The organism is Pseudomonas sp. PGPR N4 (genome assembly GCF_059693665.1).
The window spans coordinates 2,143,236-2,156,693 of the sequence record NZ_JCAUKV010000001.1; the positions used below are offsets into that span (position 1 = coordinate 2,143,236).

Below are 13,458 nucleotides of genomic sequence, written 5' to 3' on the forward strand. Positions count from 1 at the left end.
CCGCCCCCGTATCAATCCTGCTGCGATTATTCCCGGGGCGGGCGGCTGATCACAAGGGTGCATCGATCAAAGATCCAGCACCAGCGGCTGGCCGCCGTCATCTGCCGGTACAGCGCAGCAGATCAGCACGCTGCCGCTCTCGGGCAGCTCGGCGGGCGGCTGCGGGTAATGCACCTGGCCGCTGACGATGCGCGTCTTGCAGGTGCCGCAGGAACCGCCACGGCAGCTGAACTCAGGCGTCAGCCCGCGGCGCTCGGCCAGTTCCAACAGGCTGCCGGAGCCAGGCGTCCAGCGCGCCTCCTTGGCCGAGCCGGCAAAATGCACCGGTACCGGCTGACTGGCTGCAGGTGGCTGCTGCAGCGCAGGCTGAGCACCGTCGCCGTGACGAGTCAGCGTCGACGGGCCAAAGGCCTCGGCATGGATGCGCGCGTCCGTCACGCTCAACCGGCGCAGGCCGTCATAGATATCCTGGGTGAAGCTGGCCGGGCCGCAAACGTAGAAGTCGTAGTCATCCAGCGCCAGGCGCGCTTTGATCTGCTCGATGCCCAGCCGACCGGCCATCTCGAAGTCCTGGCCAAGTACCGCTTGAGCTTCGGGCTGGCTGAGCGCTCGGTACAGGTGCAGGCGATCGCCGGCCTGCTGTTGCAATGCACTCAGTTCCTGGCCAAATGGCAGCTCGGCCAGGCTACGGGCGCCCTGGAACAGATAGATCGACCGCCTTGCACTGAGCGCCAGCTGCTCGCGCAGCATCGCCAGCAGCGGTGTAATGCCGACCCCTGCCGCGATCAGCACCAATGGTCGCTCGCTACTGCTGTCGAGCTTGAAGCTGCCCACCGGCTGGCGCACGTGCAGCACATCGCCGACGCCCACCTGCTCATGTAGGTAGCGCGACGCTGCGCCCTGCTGCTTGACGCTGATGCGCAGGTAGCCGTCCGAGGGCGCGCTGGACAGGCTGTAGGTGCGGATCACGGAGGATTGCGCATCAAGCGGCAAGCGCAGTGGGATGTGCTGCCCAGGCGCGAAGGTTATTGCTGAGCCGTCTGCGGGTTGCAAATAGAACGAGCGGATATCACGACTCTCCTGCTCGACCCTGCTCACCCGCCAGCCGAGCCAGTCCTGCTGGCGCTGAGCCTGTTGCAGGCGTTGCTGCGCTTCAGCCCAGGTGCCAGTGGCCAGGCTGGTTGGCGCATAGGCCTCGAAGTCCCAGCGCAGCGACACTGCCGCGGGGCGTCGTACTACCTGCTCGACCTCCAGTACCCACAGCCGCTCGGCGCCTTCGAATGCCTCGGTCAGCGGGCTGTCCAGCAGCAACTCGGTGCGCCCTGACAGCTGCAGCACGTCGCCACTGACATAATCCACGAACAGCAAGCCGGCGCGTGGATTGACCAGTAGATTGCCCAGGGTATTGAAGTGCAGGTTGCCAGCGTAGTCCGGGATGGTCAGGCGATTGCCCTCGACCTTGACGAAGCCGGCCCGCCCGCCACGGTGGGAAACATCCACCGAACGCTGACCGTCGGCATGCTCGACATAGCTGGCGACGAACAAGGTGTCGGCGGCTTCGATCAGTGCTGTGGCACATGCGTCCAGCGAGGTCGCGTCCTCGCGGGGCTGCGCGCCCCCTTCGACACGCCGATAGTTGCGCAGCTGGATATATTGTGGGCAATTGCCGAAGGCGTGCTCGACCTGCACGTCAATTTGACCAGCTAGCGCCGTTTGAATCACGCCATTGATACGGTTGCGCCGACGCGTGTGCAGCTCGATGCCGAGCATGCCAATCGCCTGCCCGGCGGCCAGCCCAGCGGCGGCTGGATCATCCTTGGCAAGCTTGGCGGCCAGGCGCAGCTGACGCGGATCAGGCGAACTGACAAAGCCGTCCGCTCCTTCGATCAAGGTCGCCCAGGGCCTGCCCTGAGGGTCAACGCTGGCGGCAATCATGAACGGCAGTTGCTGGTAGAACTGGCGGTGCTGGTCGGGCATGTAGTCACGAATGACCTTCTGCCCGAACACTGCCATCCGCTCGGCCACGCCGGCCTTTTCTTGCAGGGCTCTCTCGCCGGCGTGCCAGGGCGAGCTCGGCTCATTGGATTGCGTATGCATGACGGCGTCCCTCGGAGGGCGTGGGCCAGATCAGTCGGCGCTGTGCAGGCCGGCGGCAGTGCGCGGCATGGCGACAAAGCCGGGCAGCGCTTCGATGCGGGCCAGCCAGGCGCGGACGTTGCCGTACGGCTCCAGCGACACATTGCCCTCGGGGGCGTGGGCGATGTAGGAGTAGTTGGCGACGTCGGCGATGGTCGGGCTGGTGCCAGTCAGGAAGGGTTGGGTGGCCAACTCCTGGTCGATCACGGCGAGCAGGTTGTGTGCGCGGCCGATCACTTCCTCCGCATTGAAGGAAGCGCCGAAGACGGTAATCAACCGCGCCGCAGCGGGGCCAAAGGCCAAGGGGCCGGCGGCAACCGACAGCCAGCGCTGCACCTTCGCCGCGGCCAGAGGTTGCTCAGGCAGCCAGTTACCCTGATCGTAGGTCTTGGCCAGGTACACGAGGATGGCGTTGGAGTCGGCGATGACCGTACCGTTATCGTCGATCACCGGGACCTGGCCGAACGGGTTGATGGCGAGAAACGCGGGCTGCTTGTGCTCGCCCTTGGCCAGGTCGACGAAGATCAGTTCAGTCGGCAAGCCGAGCAACGACAGCATCAGCTCGATGCGGTGGGCATGGCCGGACTTGGGGAAGTTGTAGAGCTTGATAGGGGCTGGCATGGTCCTGACTCCGTGGTGGGTGGATGACGCAGACAATCCTGCGCCCATCCGCCAACCAATAGAATCAGTGCCCGTGACAATCCATAATTTCGCCAGGCGAAATAATCGTTCAGTTGATCACGGGCCTGCCGCACACCTTGGGCATTAGTGGCGATGTTGCTTCTGGTAGCGATACAAGCCACGCGCGGCGTCGATCACCAGTGGCACGCAGGCCTGAAGTTCATCGAAACTCATCGAGTCGAGCAGTTCGAAATTGTCTTCCAGGCCATGCAAGGAAATGGCCTTGAGCAAGGCGTCCTGCTCTGGGGGCAGCTCGCCCCACTGCGCGACTTGCGTGCCGCGCATGTAGCCGAAGCACCACTCTTCCAGAATGATCGCTACGCCCTCTTCGCCTTCACTCTCTTCGAACAACGGCTCGAAGTCATCCAGCTGTTCGGCCAACTCCGCGGCCACGTCGTTGCAATAGCGCAACATCAGCGCGGTGTAGGCTTCCTCATGGGCTGGACGCTTGAACTTCGGCACCTTGCCGCCGCTGACTGCCGGCAACCACTGCTCAGGGTTGACCTTGACCGGAGAACTGGCCAGTGCGGTGAAAAAGCCATTGAGCTCGGCCAGGTTCAGCACCGAGAAATCGTTGCCGTAGGTGATCAGCAAATCTTCGAGGCGGGCGAGTTCTTTTTCTTCAAGACGGGGCAGCATGGTTCGGTGGATTCCTGCACTACGGGATATGCAGGCACCCTAGCATAGCTAGCCGGCTTTGGTGGCAGGTTGCAGTGTGTGCCGCCACAGCCGGCGTCGCTCAGTACTGACCCAGATGCTCCTCGAGGGCTTGTTCAAGACCACAGCCGAGGAGCAGCCAGAGCAGAATCCGGCATTTGCGCGGGCACAAGCGCCCGGCCATCAGCATCCGTTTGCTGCGCAGGTCAATCTCGCCGCCGACAAAGCCATAGGTGGCAGTGGCCGTCGGCCCGCTGCCGGTGCGCGTGGCGATCACCACCGGTATCTGTTCGGCGATCCTTTGCAGTGCCTCGGCCCAGCTTGCCGATACGTGGCCGGCACCGAAGCCGGCTACCACCAACCCTGCATAGCCGAGCTTGGGCAGCGCCTCCAACAGACCGGTGTCGGCATCCAGGCTCGCTTCCAACAGCGCGACGGTATGGCCACGATTGGTGGGTAATGGCAAGACACTACGGGCAGCACCAGGCTGGCGATATACCGGCTTGCCCTCCAGCAGATAACCGTCACAACCATCACCCGGCGAGGCAAAGGCCGCCATCGCCAGGCTAGCGACCTTGCGCACTTTGGCAGCGCTGTGGATTTCATCATTGATGACCACCAGCACACCGCGCCCGCGACTGCTTGCTGCCAACCCGACCTGAGCTGCGGCGAGCAGATTGGCTGGCCCATCGGCGCCCGGCTGGCTGGCCGAGCGCATCGCGCCGGTCAGCACCAGCGGGGTTGGCGATGACCACAGCAAGTGGAGGAAATAAGCCGTCTCCTCAAGCGTATCGGTGCCCTGGGTAATGACCACGGCCTGGGCGCCCTGCTCTACCTCAGCTTGCGCCCAGGCGAGTACTTCGAACAGTTGCGCAAAGCCCAGTGACGCGCTTGGCAGCAAGCACAGGGTGGCCGTTCGCAGCTCGGCCAGCTCCGCCAATTGCGGGACTACCGCCAACAGGCCCAGGCAGTCGAGCGTAGGGGTGACGCCTTGCCCTGGTGCCGCCGCCTGCATGCTGACGGTGCCCCCCAGGCTGCCAACCGAGAGTACTGCTCGCTTGCTGATGTGAGTCATCCTGCTTCTCCTGCAATCAAACTGAGCAACGGCACTATCGCCAATGTGCAGATCGCCATCGACAGCACGTTACCGATATAGCCGTGCATATAGCTCGGCAGCCGGGAACTGATCGCGACCGCCAGCGGCGGCGCGAAAAGGGCGCCGAGGCTGGCGCTGAGGAGCATGACCTGCCAGCTACCGCCCAGAGTCAGCAGCGCGGCTGGCACCACCGAAACGATAGGAATGTAAGTTGGATACCAGCCGCGTGCAATCCACTGTCGCCGCCACAGCAATACGCCCAGCAACGAAGCCAGCGCCTGGGCTGCGACCATTTCCAATACCAGCATTGAGCCATACACCGCGGCTGCAGGCGCCAGTACATGAGCCAGCAGAACCCCAAGCAGGAGGCCAAGGCTGGCCCACTCATTGCCGAAGAACGGTGCTTCGCTGAAATCAGCCAGCACCCGGCGCAGCGTCCAGAGCACGCCATGGTCAGGTTTGGCGTTGATGGCTGGAGTATCGTTCAGAGCAGAATTGCGGCGCTCTTCCAAAAGCCCCGGGAAGCGTTTGTACAGAATAAACGCCACTGCGCTGGCCAGCGCCATGCCCAGCACATTGCCAACCACCACCGGCAGCTGCAGCGGGTAACACACATAGTTGACCAGCAGCAGGCTGGCAGGCGTGACCAATACCGCGCCCAGCAGTGCGCCACTGAGCGCCACCCGCCAACCACCTCCAAACAGCAGCACCATCGCCGCCGGCAACGAGACGAAAGCGACGAAGGTGGGTTGCCAGTCGCCGCTGGCCAGCGTCCACCCCCACAGCACATGGCTTAGCAGCAACCCCAGCAGCGAACTGAGCAACAGCCATGGCCATAAACCGGTGCCGTAGCAGATCGCGAAACCCTGCCAGCGGCGCCCGTTTCGATGTGCCCAGTGGCCAATCCCGGCGCCCAGCAACAGGCCAAGCGCTGGCAACTCATGCTTGTAGAAAGCGACTTCACTGATGTCGCCGACAATCCAGCGCAGGTAGCTGATGGGTTGCTCTAGCGTCGACGCAACCTGCGCGTAAACGGGCCAGTCGCCAATCAGCACCAGCGCCACCAGCACGCCGGCCAGCCCGATCAGGAGCAGTTCCAAGGCACCGCTGGGCGATGCCGATCGAGTACGGTTCATCACCCCTCCTCAGCGCGGCAGCGCTGGATGCAGGCGATAACCGAGGGTCTCATCGTAGAGGTCGGTGCGGCGGTCGCGAGGCAGGTCGTTGAGGCTGTTCCAGATCGGCGCACTACGCGCAGCACTCAGGTCGACGTCGGCATAGACGATGCACTCAGCCTCGGCCTCGGCAACCTGGCCGATGGGCCAGCCGTTGGTACCGGCAATCAACGAACAACCGAGAAAGCGTCCGCCACGCTCTTTGCCGATGCGGTTGGCCGCGGCGATATAGACATTGTTGACGTGGGCTGCGGTCATGGTCAGGTAAGACGCCATGCAGCGCCCGGCATCATCGAACAGCGGCGGCGGCGTCCACACCCAGTTGTTCAGGCTGCAGATGATATCCGCGCCCTGCTGCGCCATCAGCCTGGGTACTTCGGGGAACCAGATATCCCAGCAAATCAACAGGCCGATACGCCCGATGGGGGTCTCAAACACCGGAAAGCCGAGGTCCCCCGGTGTGAACCAGAGCTTCTCCTGATTCCACAGGTGCGCCTTGCGATAGTGCCCGAGCAGGCCATCGGGGCCGAACAGCACGGCACTGTCATATAGCTTGAGGCCATCACGCTCGGCGAAGCCAGAAGCCAGATAGACCTGATGCTTGCGGGCGAAGTTGCTCCACGCCTCAAGGCTGCGACCGCCGTGCAGAGGCTCGGCATGGGCATAGGCCTCGGCGCGGGTATGGAAGGTGTAGCCGGTATTGGCCAGCTCGGGCAGCACAATCAGCGTGGCACCTTCGCGCACGGCCCGGCGAGCCAAGGCCAGGCCTTTGCTCAGGTTGCCGTCACAGTGTTCGAGACCCACTTGCGGGTCGTACTGGATGACAGCAATGCGTACCGGGCTAACGGCATTGGGGGTATGGGGCATGGTGGCTTCCTTGTTGTGGTTATGGGAAGGAGGCCAGTAAAGCGGGGATGGCAAAGTTTCCGACAGCCAGGCGGCTCCGGCAAAATCGTAGGAAAAATCTACGGCGTAGGCAGGAAGCAGACAGGGTCCCTGCCCCGCTCCGGCTCAGCTTTGCAGTTGGTAATGCGGATAATCAGCCAGGGTGAAGCCGCCGTTGAATACTGCACCGCTGCGCTCGCAGATATTGATCACCGCGTCGATGGCAGTGCGCAGGCATGGTTCGGTCCAGCCGGCATCGACTGAAAACGATTCCCCGACGAGATACAGCCCGGAACCAGCTCCGAGATCGCGATTGTATTTCATCAAGCTGACGGCGTCGTAATAGGTCCCGGCTCGGTATAGTTTGGCGCAGCCCAGCGCATTACTATCTGTTACCCAGTGTTGAATCTGGATGTTGCTGGCATCGACGTAGGGCGATATCGGCTGCTGGATATTGGTGCAGCGCATTAGGATCCTGTCGAGCTCGGCCAGGCACTTGTGCCCAAGCTCAACATCTGTGAAAGCCGCCAGTTTGGTCGCATCGTCCTCCCAGGTGTAGCTCAGCAGAATGCAGTCTTGGGCATAGTGAGCGTTGTAGCGATATGCGTAGACATCGTGGACGAAACTGTCGGTGACCAGGATCTGCGGGATCTTGCAGCCCTCGTCGAAGAAGCGCTTGCTCAGTGGCGCGTAGACCTTGCAACTGGTCTCCCAGTGAGCAGTCTTCCAGGCCTTGATGATGCGCTGGGGTAACTCTGCAGAGCTGAACCCCTGGAGTTTGATATTGGTCTCGATCAACCATGACGGAAGGGTAACGATCACGGCGTCATAGTCACCGCTTCGTAATTGCTCGTTGTGGGGGCTACTGTGGTGCCAGCGGTAATCGACCCTGATACGGCCATCAGCCAACTTGCGTAGCCCACAGACGGCGCTGTCGGTAAGCAGACCATCTTCACGCGCAGCGAGATGGGCATACAAGGATTTATCGGACTGCTCGATGGGCATGAACAACAGACACTCATCCAGCGCCGCCAACCCGAGATAGCGCGGCCCCTGAAACATCAGCTCGCTGCTGTCAGGCAGCGCGGGCCGGCCCAACCAAGGCGCAGCAAGAGGTACACCCCGTTCATCTACCCGACCGTGAACCAATTGCAGGTGACTACTAAAGCCAAAGATGGCTGTACGTAGCGGGTACAGGCAGCAGACGTCATAAAACGCGCCCCAGCTGCCGTCGCCGATGCCGATGGAATAGAAGATGGCCGACTCATCGGCATCCATGCCCAGCCCGCCGAAGTCCCCTGGATTATCTTCACGCCATAGCTCTAGAGCTGGCAGGCGAACCAGATCCCTGAAGGACAGTTGATAGTAGCGAGCGACAATTGCAGCCCAGAATTTTTCCCAGGCGACGGTCCCGTAGACCCCGGCAACGCGCTCGGCGAGTTGCTCGGCAAAACGCTTCCACTTGCCCTGAACAGTTTGCAGGCGAGCTGTAGGGGGCGGCGATTCGCCGGTTGGGTTTCGCCAGACCAACAGCGTTGGCTCAGCGCTGTCGTCAAATTGCCCTTCTTCCAGGTAAATACCTGTACTCGTTACCCAGGGAGTGCCCGGATTTGGAAAGTCCGAGAGATGCAGATCGAACAGACTGGTGTAGTACGCAATTAGCGAACGGCCGTCTCTGGGCGACTCACCGGTGCGGTTGAAAAATGGCATGCGCATGGCACCCATTTCGAATGGGGTCGAGGGTTTCGGGTGTGGCTGAGTCGCACTAGGTATGGTCAGGTGTCTGCCACCGACGCGCTGGGCCTGTTCGATCAGGGTGATATTGCTGAAGCCGCAGCGCAGCAGCTCTCTGGCCGCGGTAAGCCCGGTGACGCCTGCACCGACAATACAAATGCGCTGATCCTTCTGAGTTGCCTGAGCGACACCGCCTTGCTGTTCAACCAATCGGCGATAGTCAAAACACAGGTCTGGTGGATTGGGAAAGCGTGCAGCCCAAGGTTGAGCCGGAAGCGCTGGCTCTACGGCGAGATCTGCGGGATGGTTGTGGGTAGATCCAATGGTCATTGCCTCAGTCCTTCGAAGTAATCGAAGGGCAAGCTTGAGGCTACAGCAGCTTTACTTGGCGGGATGTAATTACCACGCGGTCAGCATTTTAATAGGGCCTGGCGTGCGATATCAGCTGCAAGGCCATTTCAGCACAAAGCCGCTCCTGCACGGATAAATACAGCTGTTGAGGCTGCACTTATCCAGCAGAAGCGGCTTTGTACATACAGGCCCTGATTGACCTAAGCGTTACACCGCCAGCGCGCGCTCACGCAGCTCGCTGTTGAGGATGCGGTCGTTCTCGCTGTAGTCGACCGGGCAGTCGATCACGTGCACGCCTGGGGTCTTGATGCAGTGCTCGAGCAGCGGCAGGAAGCCTTCGGCGCTTTCTACGCGGTGGCCATTGGCACCATAGGCTTCGGCGTATTTGACGAAGTCGGGATTGCCGTAGTCCAGGCCGTAGTCGGTGAAGCCCATGTTGGCCTGCTTCCAGCGGATCATGCCGTAGCCGTCGTCACGCAGGATCACCACGGTGATGTGCATGCCCAGGCGTACCGCGGTTTCCAGTTCCTGGCTGTTCATCATGAAGCCGCCGTCGCCGCACACGGAAATCACCGGGCGGTCCGGGTAGACCAGGTGCGAGGCCATCGCCGATGGCAGGCCGGCACCCATGGTTGCCAGGGCATTGTCGAGCAAGACGGTGTTGGGCTTATGCGCCTTGTAGTTGCGGGCAAACCAGATCTTGTAGATGCCGTTGTCGAGGGCAACGATCCCTTCGGACGGCAGCGCGCGGCGGATGTCGGCGACCAGGCGCTGCGGGTATACCGGGAAGCGGTCGTCGTCGGCGCCTTCGGCGATCTGGGCTTCGTTGGCCTCGCGAATGGTCAGCAGACGGGTGAAGTCCCAGTGGCTGGTATCGGTCAAGGCTTCGCCGATCTGCCAGACGGCGTTGGCGATGTCACCGATCACTTCGATCTGCGGGAAGTACACCGCATCGACTTCGGCAGAGCGGAAGTTGATGTGGATGACCTCGGTGCCGCCACGGACCATGAAGAACGGTGGCTTCTCAATGACGTCGTGGCCGATGTTGATGATCAGGTCGGCAGCTTCGACGGCGCGATGGACAAAGTCTCCCGACGACAGCGCGGCGTTGCCGAGGAAGCGAGGGTGGCGCTCGTCGACCACGCCTTTGCCCATCTGAGTGGTGATGAAAGGAATGCCGGTCTTGTCGATCAGTTGCTTGAGGACCTTGGCGGTCATCTTGCGGTTGGCACCGGCGCCGATCACCAGGATCGGGCTGCGCGCGTTCTGCAGCTTCTCGACAGCGGCTTCGACGGCCTTGTGCTCGGCCAGCGGACGGCGGCTCAGGCTTGGCGGGATCGGCATGCTGTCGGTTTGCTCGGCAGCGATGTCTTCAGGCAGCTCAAGGTGCACAGCGCCGGGCTTTTCTTCTTCCGCCAGGCGGAAGGCTTCGCGCATGCGTGCTGGGATGTTGTCGGCCGAGGCGAACTGGTGGGTGTACTTGGTGATGGGTGCCATCATGCCGCACACATCGATGATCTGGAAGCGACCCTGCTTGGACTTCTTGATCGGCTTTTGGCCGGTGATCATCATCATCGGCATACCGCCCAGGTAGGCGTAGGCACTGGCGGTCACCAGGTTGGTCGCGCCTGGGCCGAGGGTCGACAGGCTGACGCCGGTCTTGCCGGTCAGACGGCCATAGGTGGCGGCCATGAAGCCTGCGGATTGCTCGTGGCGAGTCAGTACCAGCTTGATCTTCGACTTGCGCAGGGATTCGAGCAGGTCGAGGTTTTCCTCGCCAGGGATGCCGAATACATACTCGACACCTTCGTTTTCCAGGCATTGCACAACGACATCGGCGGCCTTAGCCATCTTGCTTGTTACCTCAAGTAATTGGACGCCGGGGACGTCCAGGACGGTCAGCACAGGGGTGCTGAAAGAGTCTTTGCACAGGCGCAAGGTGCCCGTGGGTTAAGTCTTGACGTTGAGGGTGCAGGAGAAAGTCACGTCATCAAAGTGCAATATTGTCGCACCTTCGAGGTGGGGTATGTCGAGGCGTTTGGCAGGGAGGTAGATTTGGGTGCCAGATGCAGCCGCAGTTTTCCGAATCGCGGAAAAGACAAAACCCCTACCTGCTCGCGCAGATAGGGGTTTTGCGAAATGAATCTTGACGATGACCTACTCTCACATGGGGAGACCCCACACTACCATCGGCGATGCATCGTTTCACTACTGAGTTCGGGATGGGATCAGGTGGTTCCAATGCTCTATTGTCGTCAAGAAATTCTGTAGCCAGAACGTCCAGATGAACGGCCCAGCAAATTCGGATATGTGATGTTTGTGTACGAATCTTCGGCGTTTCGTCTTCACCACCACAATCTGCATGAGCAAATTGCTTGGGTGTTATATGGTCAAGCCTCACGGGCAATTAGTATTGGTTAGCTCAACGCCTCACAGCGCTTACACACCCAACCTATCAACGTCGTAGTCTTCGACGGCCCTTCAGGGGATTCTAGATCCCAGTGAGATCTCATCTTGAGGCAAGTTTCCCGCTTAGATGCTTTCAGCGGTTATCTCTTCCGAACATAGCTACCCGGCAATGCCACTGGCGTGACAACCGGAACACCAGAGGTTCGTCCACTCCGGTCCTCTCGTACTAGGAGCAGCCCCTCTCAAATCTCAAACGTCCACGGCAGATAGGGACCGAACTGTCTCACGACGTTCTAAACCCAGCTCGCGTACCACTTTAAATGGCGAACAGCCATACCCTTGGGACCGGCTTCAGCCCCAGGATGTGATGAGCCGACATCGAGGTGCCAAACACCGCCGTCGATATGAACTCTTGGGCGGTATCAGCCTGTTATCCCCGGAGTACCTTTTATCCGTTGAGCGATGGCCCTTCCATACAGAACCACCGGATCACTAAGACCTACTTTCGTACCTGCTCGACGTGTGGGTCTCGCAGTCAAGCGCGCTTTTGCCTTTATACTCTACGACCGATTTCCGACCGGTCTGAGCGCACCTTCGTACTCCTCCGTTACTCTTTGGGAGGAGACCGCCCCAGTCAAACTACCCACCATACACTGTCCTCGATCCGGATAACGGACCTGAGTTAGAACCTCAAAGTTGCCAGGGTGGTATTTCAAGGATGGCTCCATGAGAACTGGCGTCCCCACTTCAAAGCCTCCCACCTATCCTACACAAGCAAATTCAAAGTCCAGTGCAAAGCTATAGTAAAGGTTCACGGGGTCTTTCCGTCTAGCCGCGGATACACTGCATCTTCACAGCGATTTCAATTTCACTGAGTCTCGGGTGGAGACAGCGCCGCCATCGTTACGCCATTCGTGCAGGTCGGAACTTACCCGACAAGGAATTTCGCTACCTTAGGACCGTTATAGTTACGGCCGCCGTTTACCGGGGCTTCGATCAAGAGCTTCGCTTGCGCTAACCCCATCAATTAACCTTCCGGCACCGGGCAGGCGTCACACCCTATACGTCCACTTTCGTGTTTGCAGAGTGCTGTGTTTTTAATAAACAGTCGCAGCGGCCTGGTATCTTCGACCGGCAAAAGCTTACGGGGTAAACCCTTCACCTTCGCCGGCGCACCTTCTCCCGAAGTTACGGTGCCATTTTGCCTAGTTCCTTCACCCGAGTTCTCTCAAGCGCCTTGGTATTCTCTACCTAACCACCTGTGTCGGTTTGGGGTACGGTTCCCGATTGTCTGAAGCTTAGGAGCTTTTCTTGGAAGCATGGCATCAACCACTTCGTCGCCTAAAGGCAACTCGTCATCAGCTCTCGGCCTTGGGATCCCGGATTTGCCTAAGATCCCAGCCTACCACCTTAAACTTGGACTACCAACGCCAAGCTGGCCTAGCCTTCTCCGTCCCTCCATCGCAACAATCGGAAGTACAGGAATATTAACCTGTTTTCCATCGACTACGCTTTTCAGCCTCGCCTTAGGGACCGACTAACCCTGCGTCGATTAACGTTGCGCAGGAAACCTTGGTCTTTCGGCGTGCAAGTTTTTCACTCGCATTGTCGTTACTCATGTCAGCATTCGCACTTCTGATACCTCCAGCAAGCTTCTCAACTCACCTTCACAGGCTTACAGAACGCTCCTCTACCGCATCACCAAAAGGTGATACCCGTAGCTTCGGTGCATGGTTTGAGCCCCGTTACATCTTCCGCGCAGGCCGACTCGACTAGTGAGCTATTACGCTTTCTTTAAAGGGTGGCTGCTTCTAAGCCAACCTCCTAGCTGTCTAAGCCTTCCCACATCGTTTCCCACTTAACCATGACTTTGGGACCTTAGCTGACGGTCTGGGTTGTTTCCCTTTTCACGACGGACGTTAGCACCCGCCGTGTGTCTCCCATGCTCGGCACTTGTAGGTATTCGGAGTTTGCATCGGTTTGGTAAGTCGGGATGACCCCCTAGCCGAAACAGTGCTCTACCCCCTACAGTGATACATGAGGCGCTACCTAAATAGCTTTCGAGGAGAACCAGCTATCTCCGAGCTTGATTAGCCTTTCACTCCGATCCACAGGTCATCCGCTAACTTTTCAACGGTAGTCGGTTCGGTCCTCCAGTTAGTGTTACCCAACCTTCAACCTGCCCATGGATAGATCGCCCGGTTTCGGGTCTATACCCAGCGACTAAACGCCCTATTAAGACTCGCTTTCGCTACGCCTCCCCTATTCGGTTAAGCTCGCCACTGAATATAAGTCGCTGACCCATTATACAAAAGGTACGCAGTCACCTAACAA

The 13,458-nt window shown here is 59.9% G+C and carries 8 protein-coding genes and 2 rRNA genes; all 10 read right to left on the reverse strand.

Going from position 1 to position 13,458, the window contains the following annotated elements:
* Positions 1–66: 66 nt before the first annotated feature.
* On the reverse strand, positions 67–2,097 hold the full coding sequence (locus tag AC58X1_RS09640; protein ID WP_259078897.1) for a pyridoxamine 5'-phosphate oxidase family protein: 2,031 nt from the start codon (positions 2,095–2,097) through the stop codon (positions 67–69).
* Between the two features lie 30 nt (positions 2,098–2,127).
* A complete protein-coding gene (locus AC58X1_RS09645; RefSeq protein ID WP_150570956.1) occupies positions 2,128–2,757 on the reverse strand; it encodes a glutathione S-transferase family protein in 630 nt (209 codons plus the stop codon).
* A gap of 144 nt (positions 2,758–2,901) precedes the next feature.
* Entirely contained in the window at positions 2,902–3,456 is a 555-nt protein-coding gene (locus AC58X1_RS09650) for a UPF0149 family protein (protein ID WP_150570957.1), read from the reverse strand.
* Positions 3,457–3,556: 100 nt separating this feature from the next.
* Positions 3,557–4,549, reverse strand: coding sequence for an asparaginase (locus AC58X1_RS09655; RefSeq protein WP_150570958.1), 993 nt, complete (start codon positions 4,547–4,549; stop codon positions 3,557–3,559).
* Positions 4,546–5,706 (reverse strand): threonine/serine exporter family protein, encoded by a 1,161-nt coding sequence (locus AC58X1_RS09660; protein WP_150570959.1) that lies wholly within the window; start codon positions 5,704–5,706, stop codon positions 4,546–4,548. Before AC58X1_RS09660 ends, AC58X1_RS09655 begins: the two co-directional genes overlap by 4 nt.
* 9 nt (positions 5,707–5,715) lie before the next feature.
* A complete protein-coding gene (locus tag AC58X1_RS09665) occupies positions 5,716–6,612 on the reverse strand; it encodes a nitrilase family protein (protein ID WP_150570960.1) in 897 nt (298 codons plus the stop codon).
* Between the two features lie 144 nt (positions 6,613–6,756).
* Positions 6,757–8,694, reverse strand: coding sequence for a flavin monoamine oxidase family protein (locus AC58X1_RS09670; RefSeq protein ID WP_497428746.1), 1,938 nt, complete (start codon positions 8,692–8,694; stop codon positions 6,757–6,759).
* A 228-nt stretch (positions 8,695–8,922) separates the two neighbouring features.
* Complete coding sequence (locus tag AC58X1_RS09675) at positions 8,923–10,566, reverse strand: acetolactate synthase large subunit (RefSeq protein WP_101321786.1); 1,644 nt, start codon at positions 10,564–10,566, stop codon at positions 8,923–8,925.
* A gap of 293 nt (positions 10,567–10,859) precedes the next feature.
* A 5S ribosomal RNA gene (rrf, locus tag AC58X1_RS09680) occupies positions 10,860–10,975 on the reverse strand.
* 126 nt (positions 10,976–11,101) lie between these two features.
* Positions 11,102–13,458: ribosomal RNA gene (locus tag AC58X1_RS09685) — 23S ribosomal RNA — on the reverse strand; the annotation flags it as partial.

What these genes read in the sequence shown, in the direction of transcription:
- AC58X1_RS09640 (WP_259078897.1), bottom strand. Translation starts at nt 2,097, where the DNA reads ATGCATACGCAATCCAATGAGCCGAGCTCGCCCTGGCACGCCGGCGAG.
- AC58X1_RS09645 (WP_150570956.1), bottom strand. Translation starts at nt 2,757, where the DNA reads ATGCCAGCCCCTATCAAGCTCTACAACTTCCCCAAGTCCGGCCATGCC.
- AC58X1_RS09650 (WP_150570957.1), bottom strand. Translation starts at nt 3,456, where the DNA reads ATGCTGCCCCGTCTTGAAGAAAAAGAACTCGCCCGCCTCGAAGATTTG.
- AC58X1_RS09655 (WP_150570958.1), bottom strand. Translation starts at nt 4,549, where the DNA reads ATGACTCACATCAGCAAGCGAGCAGTACTCTCGGTTGGCAGCCTGGGG.
- AC58X1_RS09660 (WP_150570959.1), bottom strand. Translation starts at nt 5,706, where the DNA reads ATGAACCGTACTCGATCGGCATCGCCCAGCGGTGCCTTGGAACTGCTC.
- AC58X1_RS09665 (WP_150570960.1), bottom strand. Translation starts at nt 6,612, where the DNA reads ATGCCCCATACCCCCAATGCCGTTAGCCCGGTACGCATTGCTGTCATC.
- AC58X1_RS09670 (WP_497428746.1), bottom strand. Translation starts at nt 8,694, where the DNA reads ATGACCATTGGATCTACCCACAACCATCCCGCAGATCTCGCCGTAGAG.
- AC58X1_RS09675 (WP_101321786.1), bottom strand. Translation starts at nt 10,566, where the DNA reads ATGGCTAAGGCCGCCGATGTCGTTGTGCAATGCCTGGAAAACGAAGGT.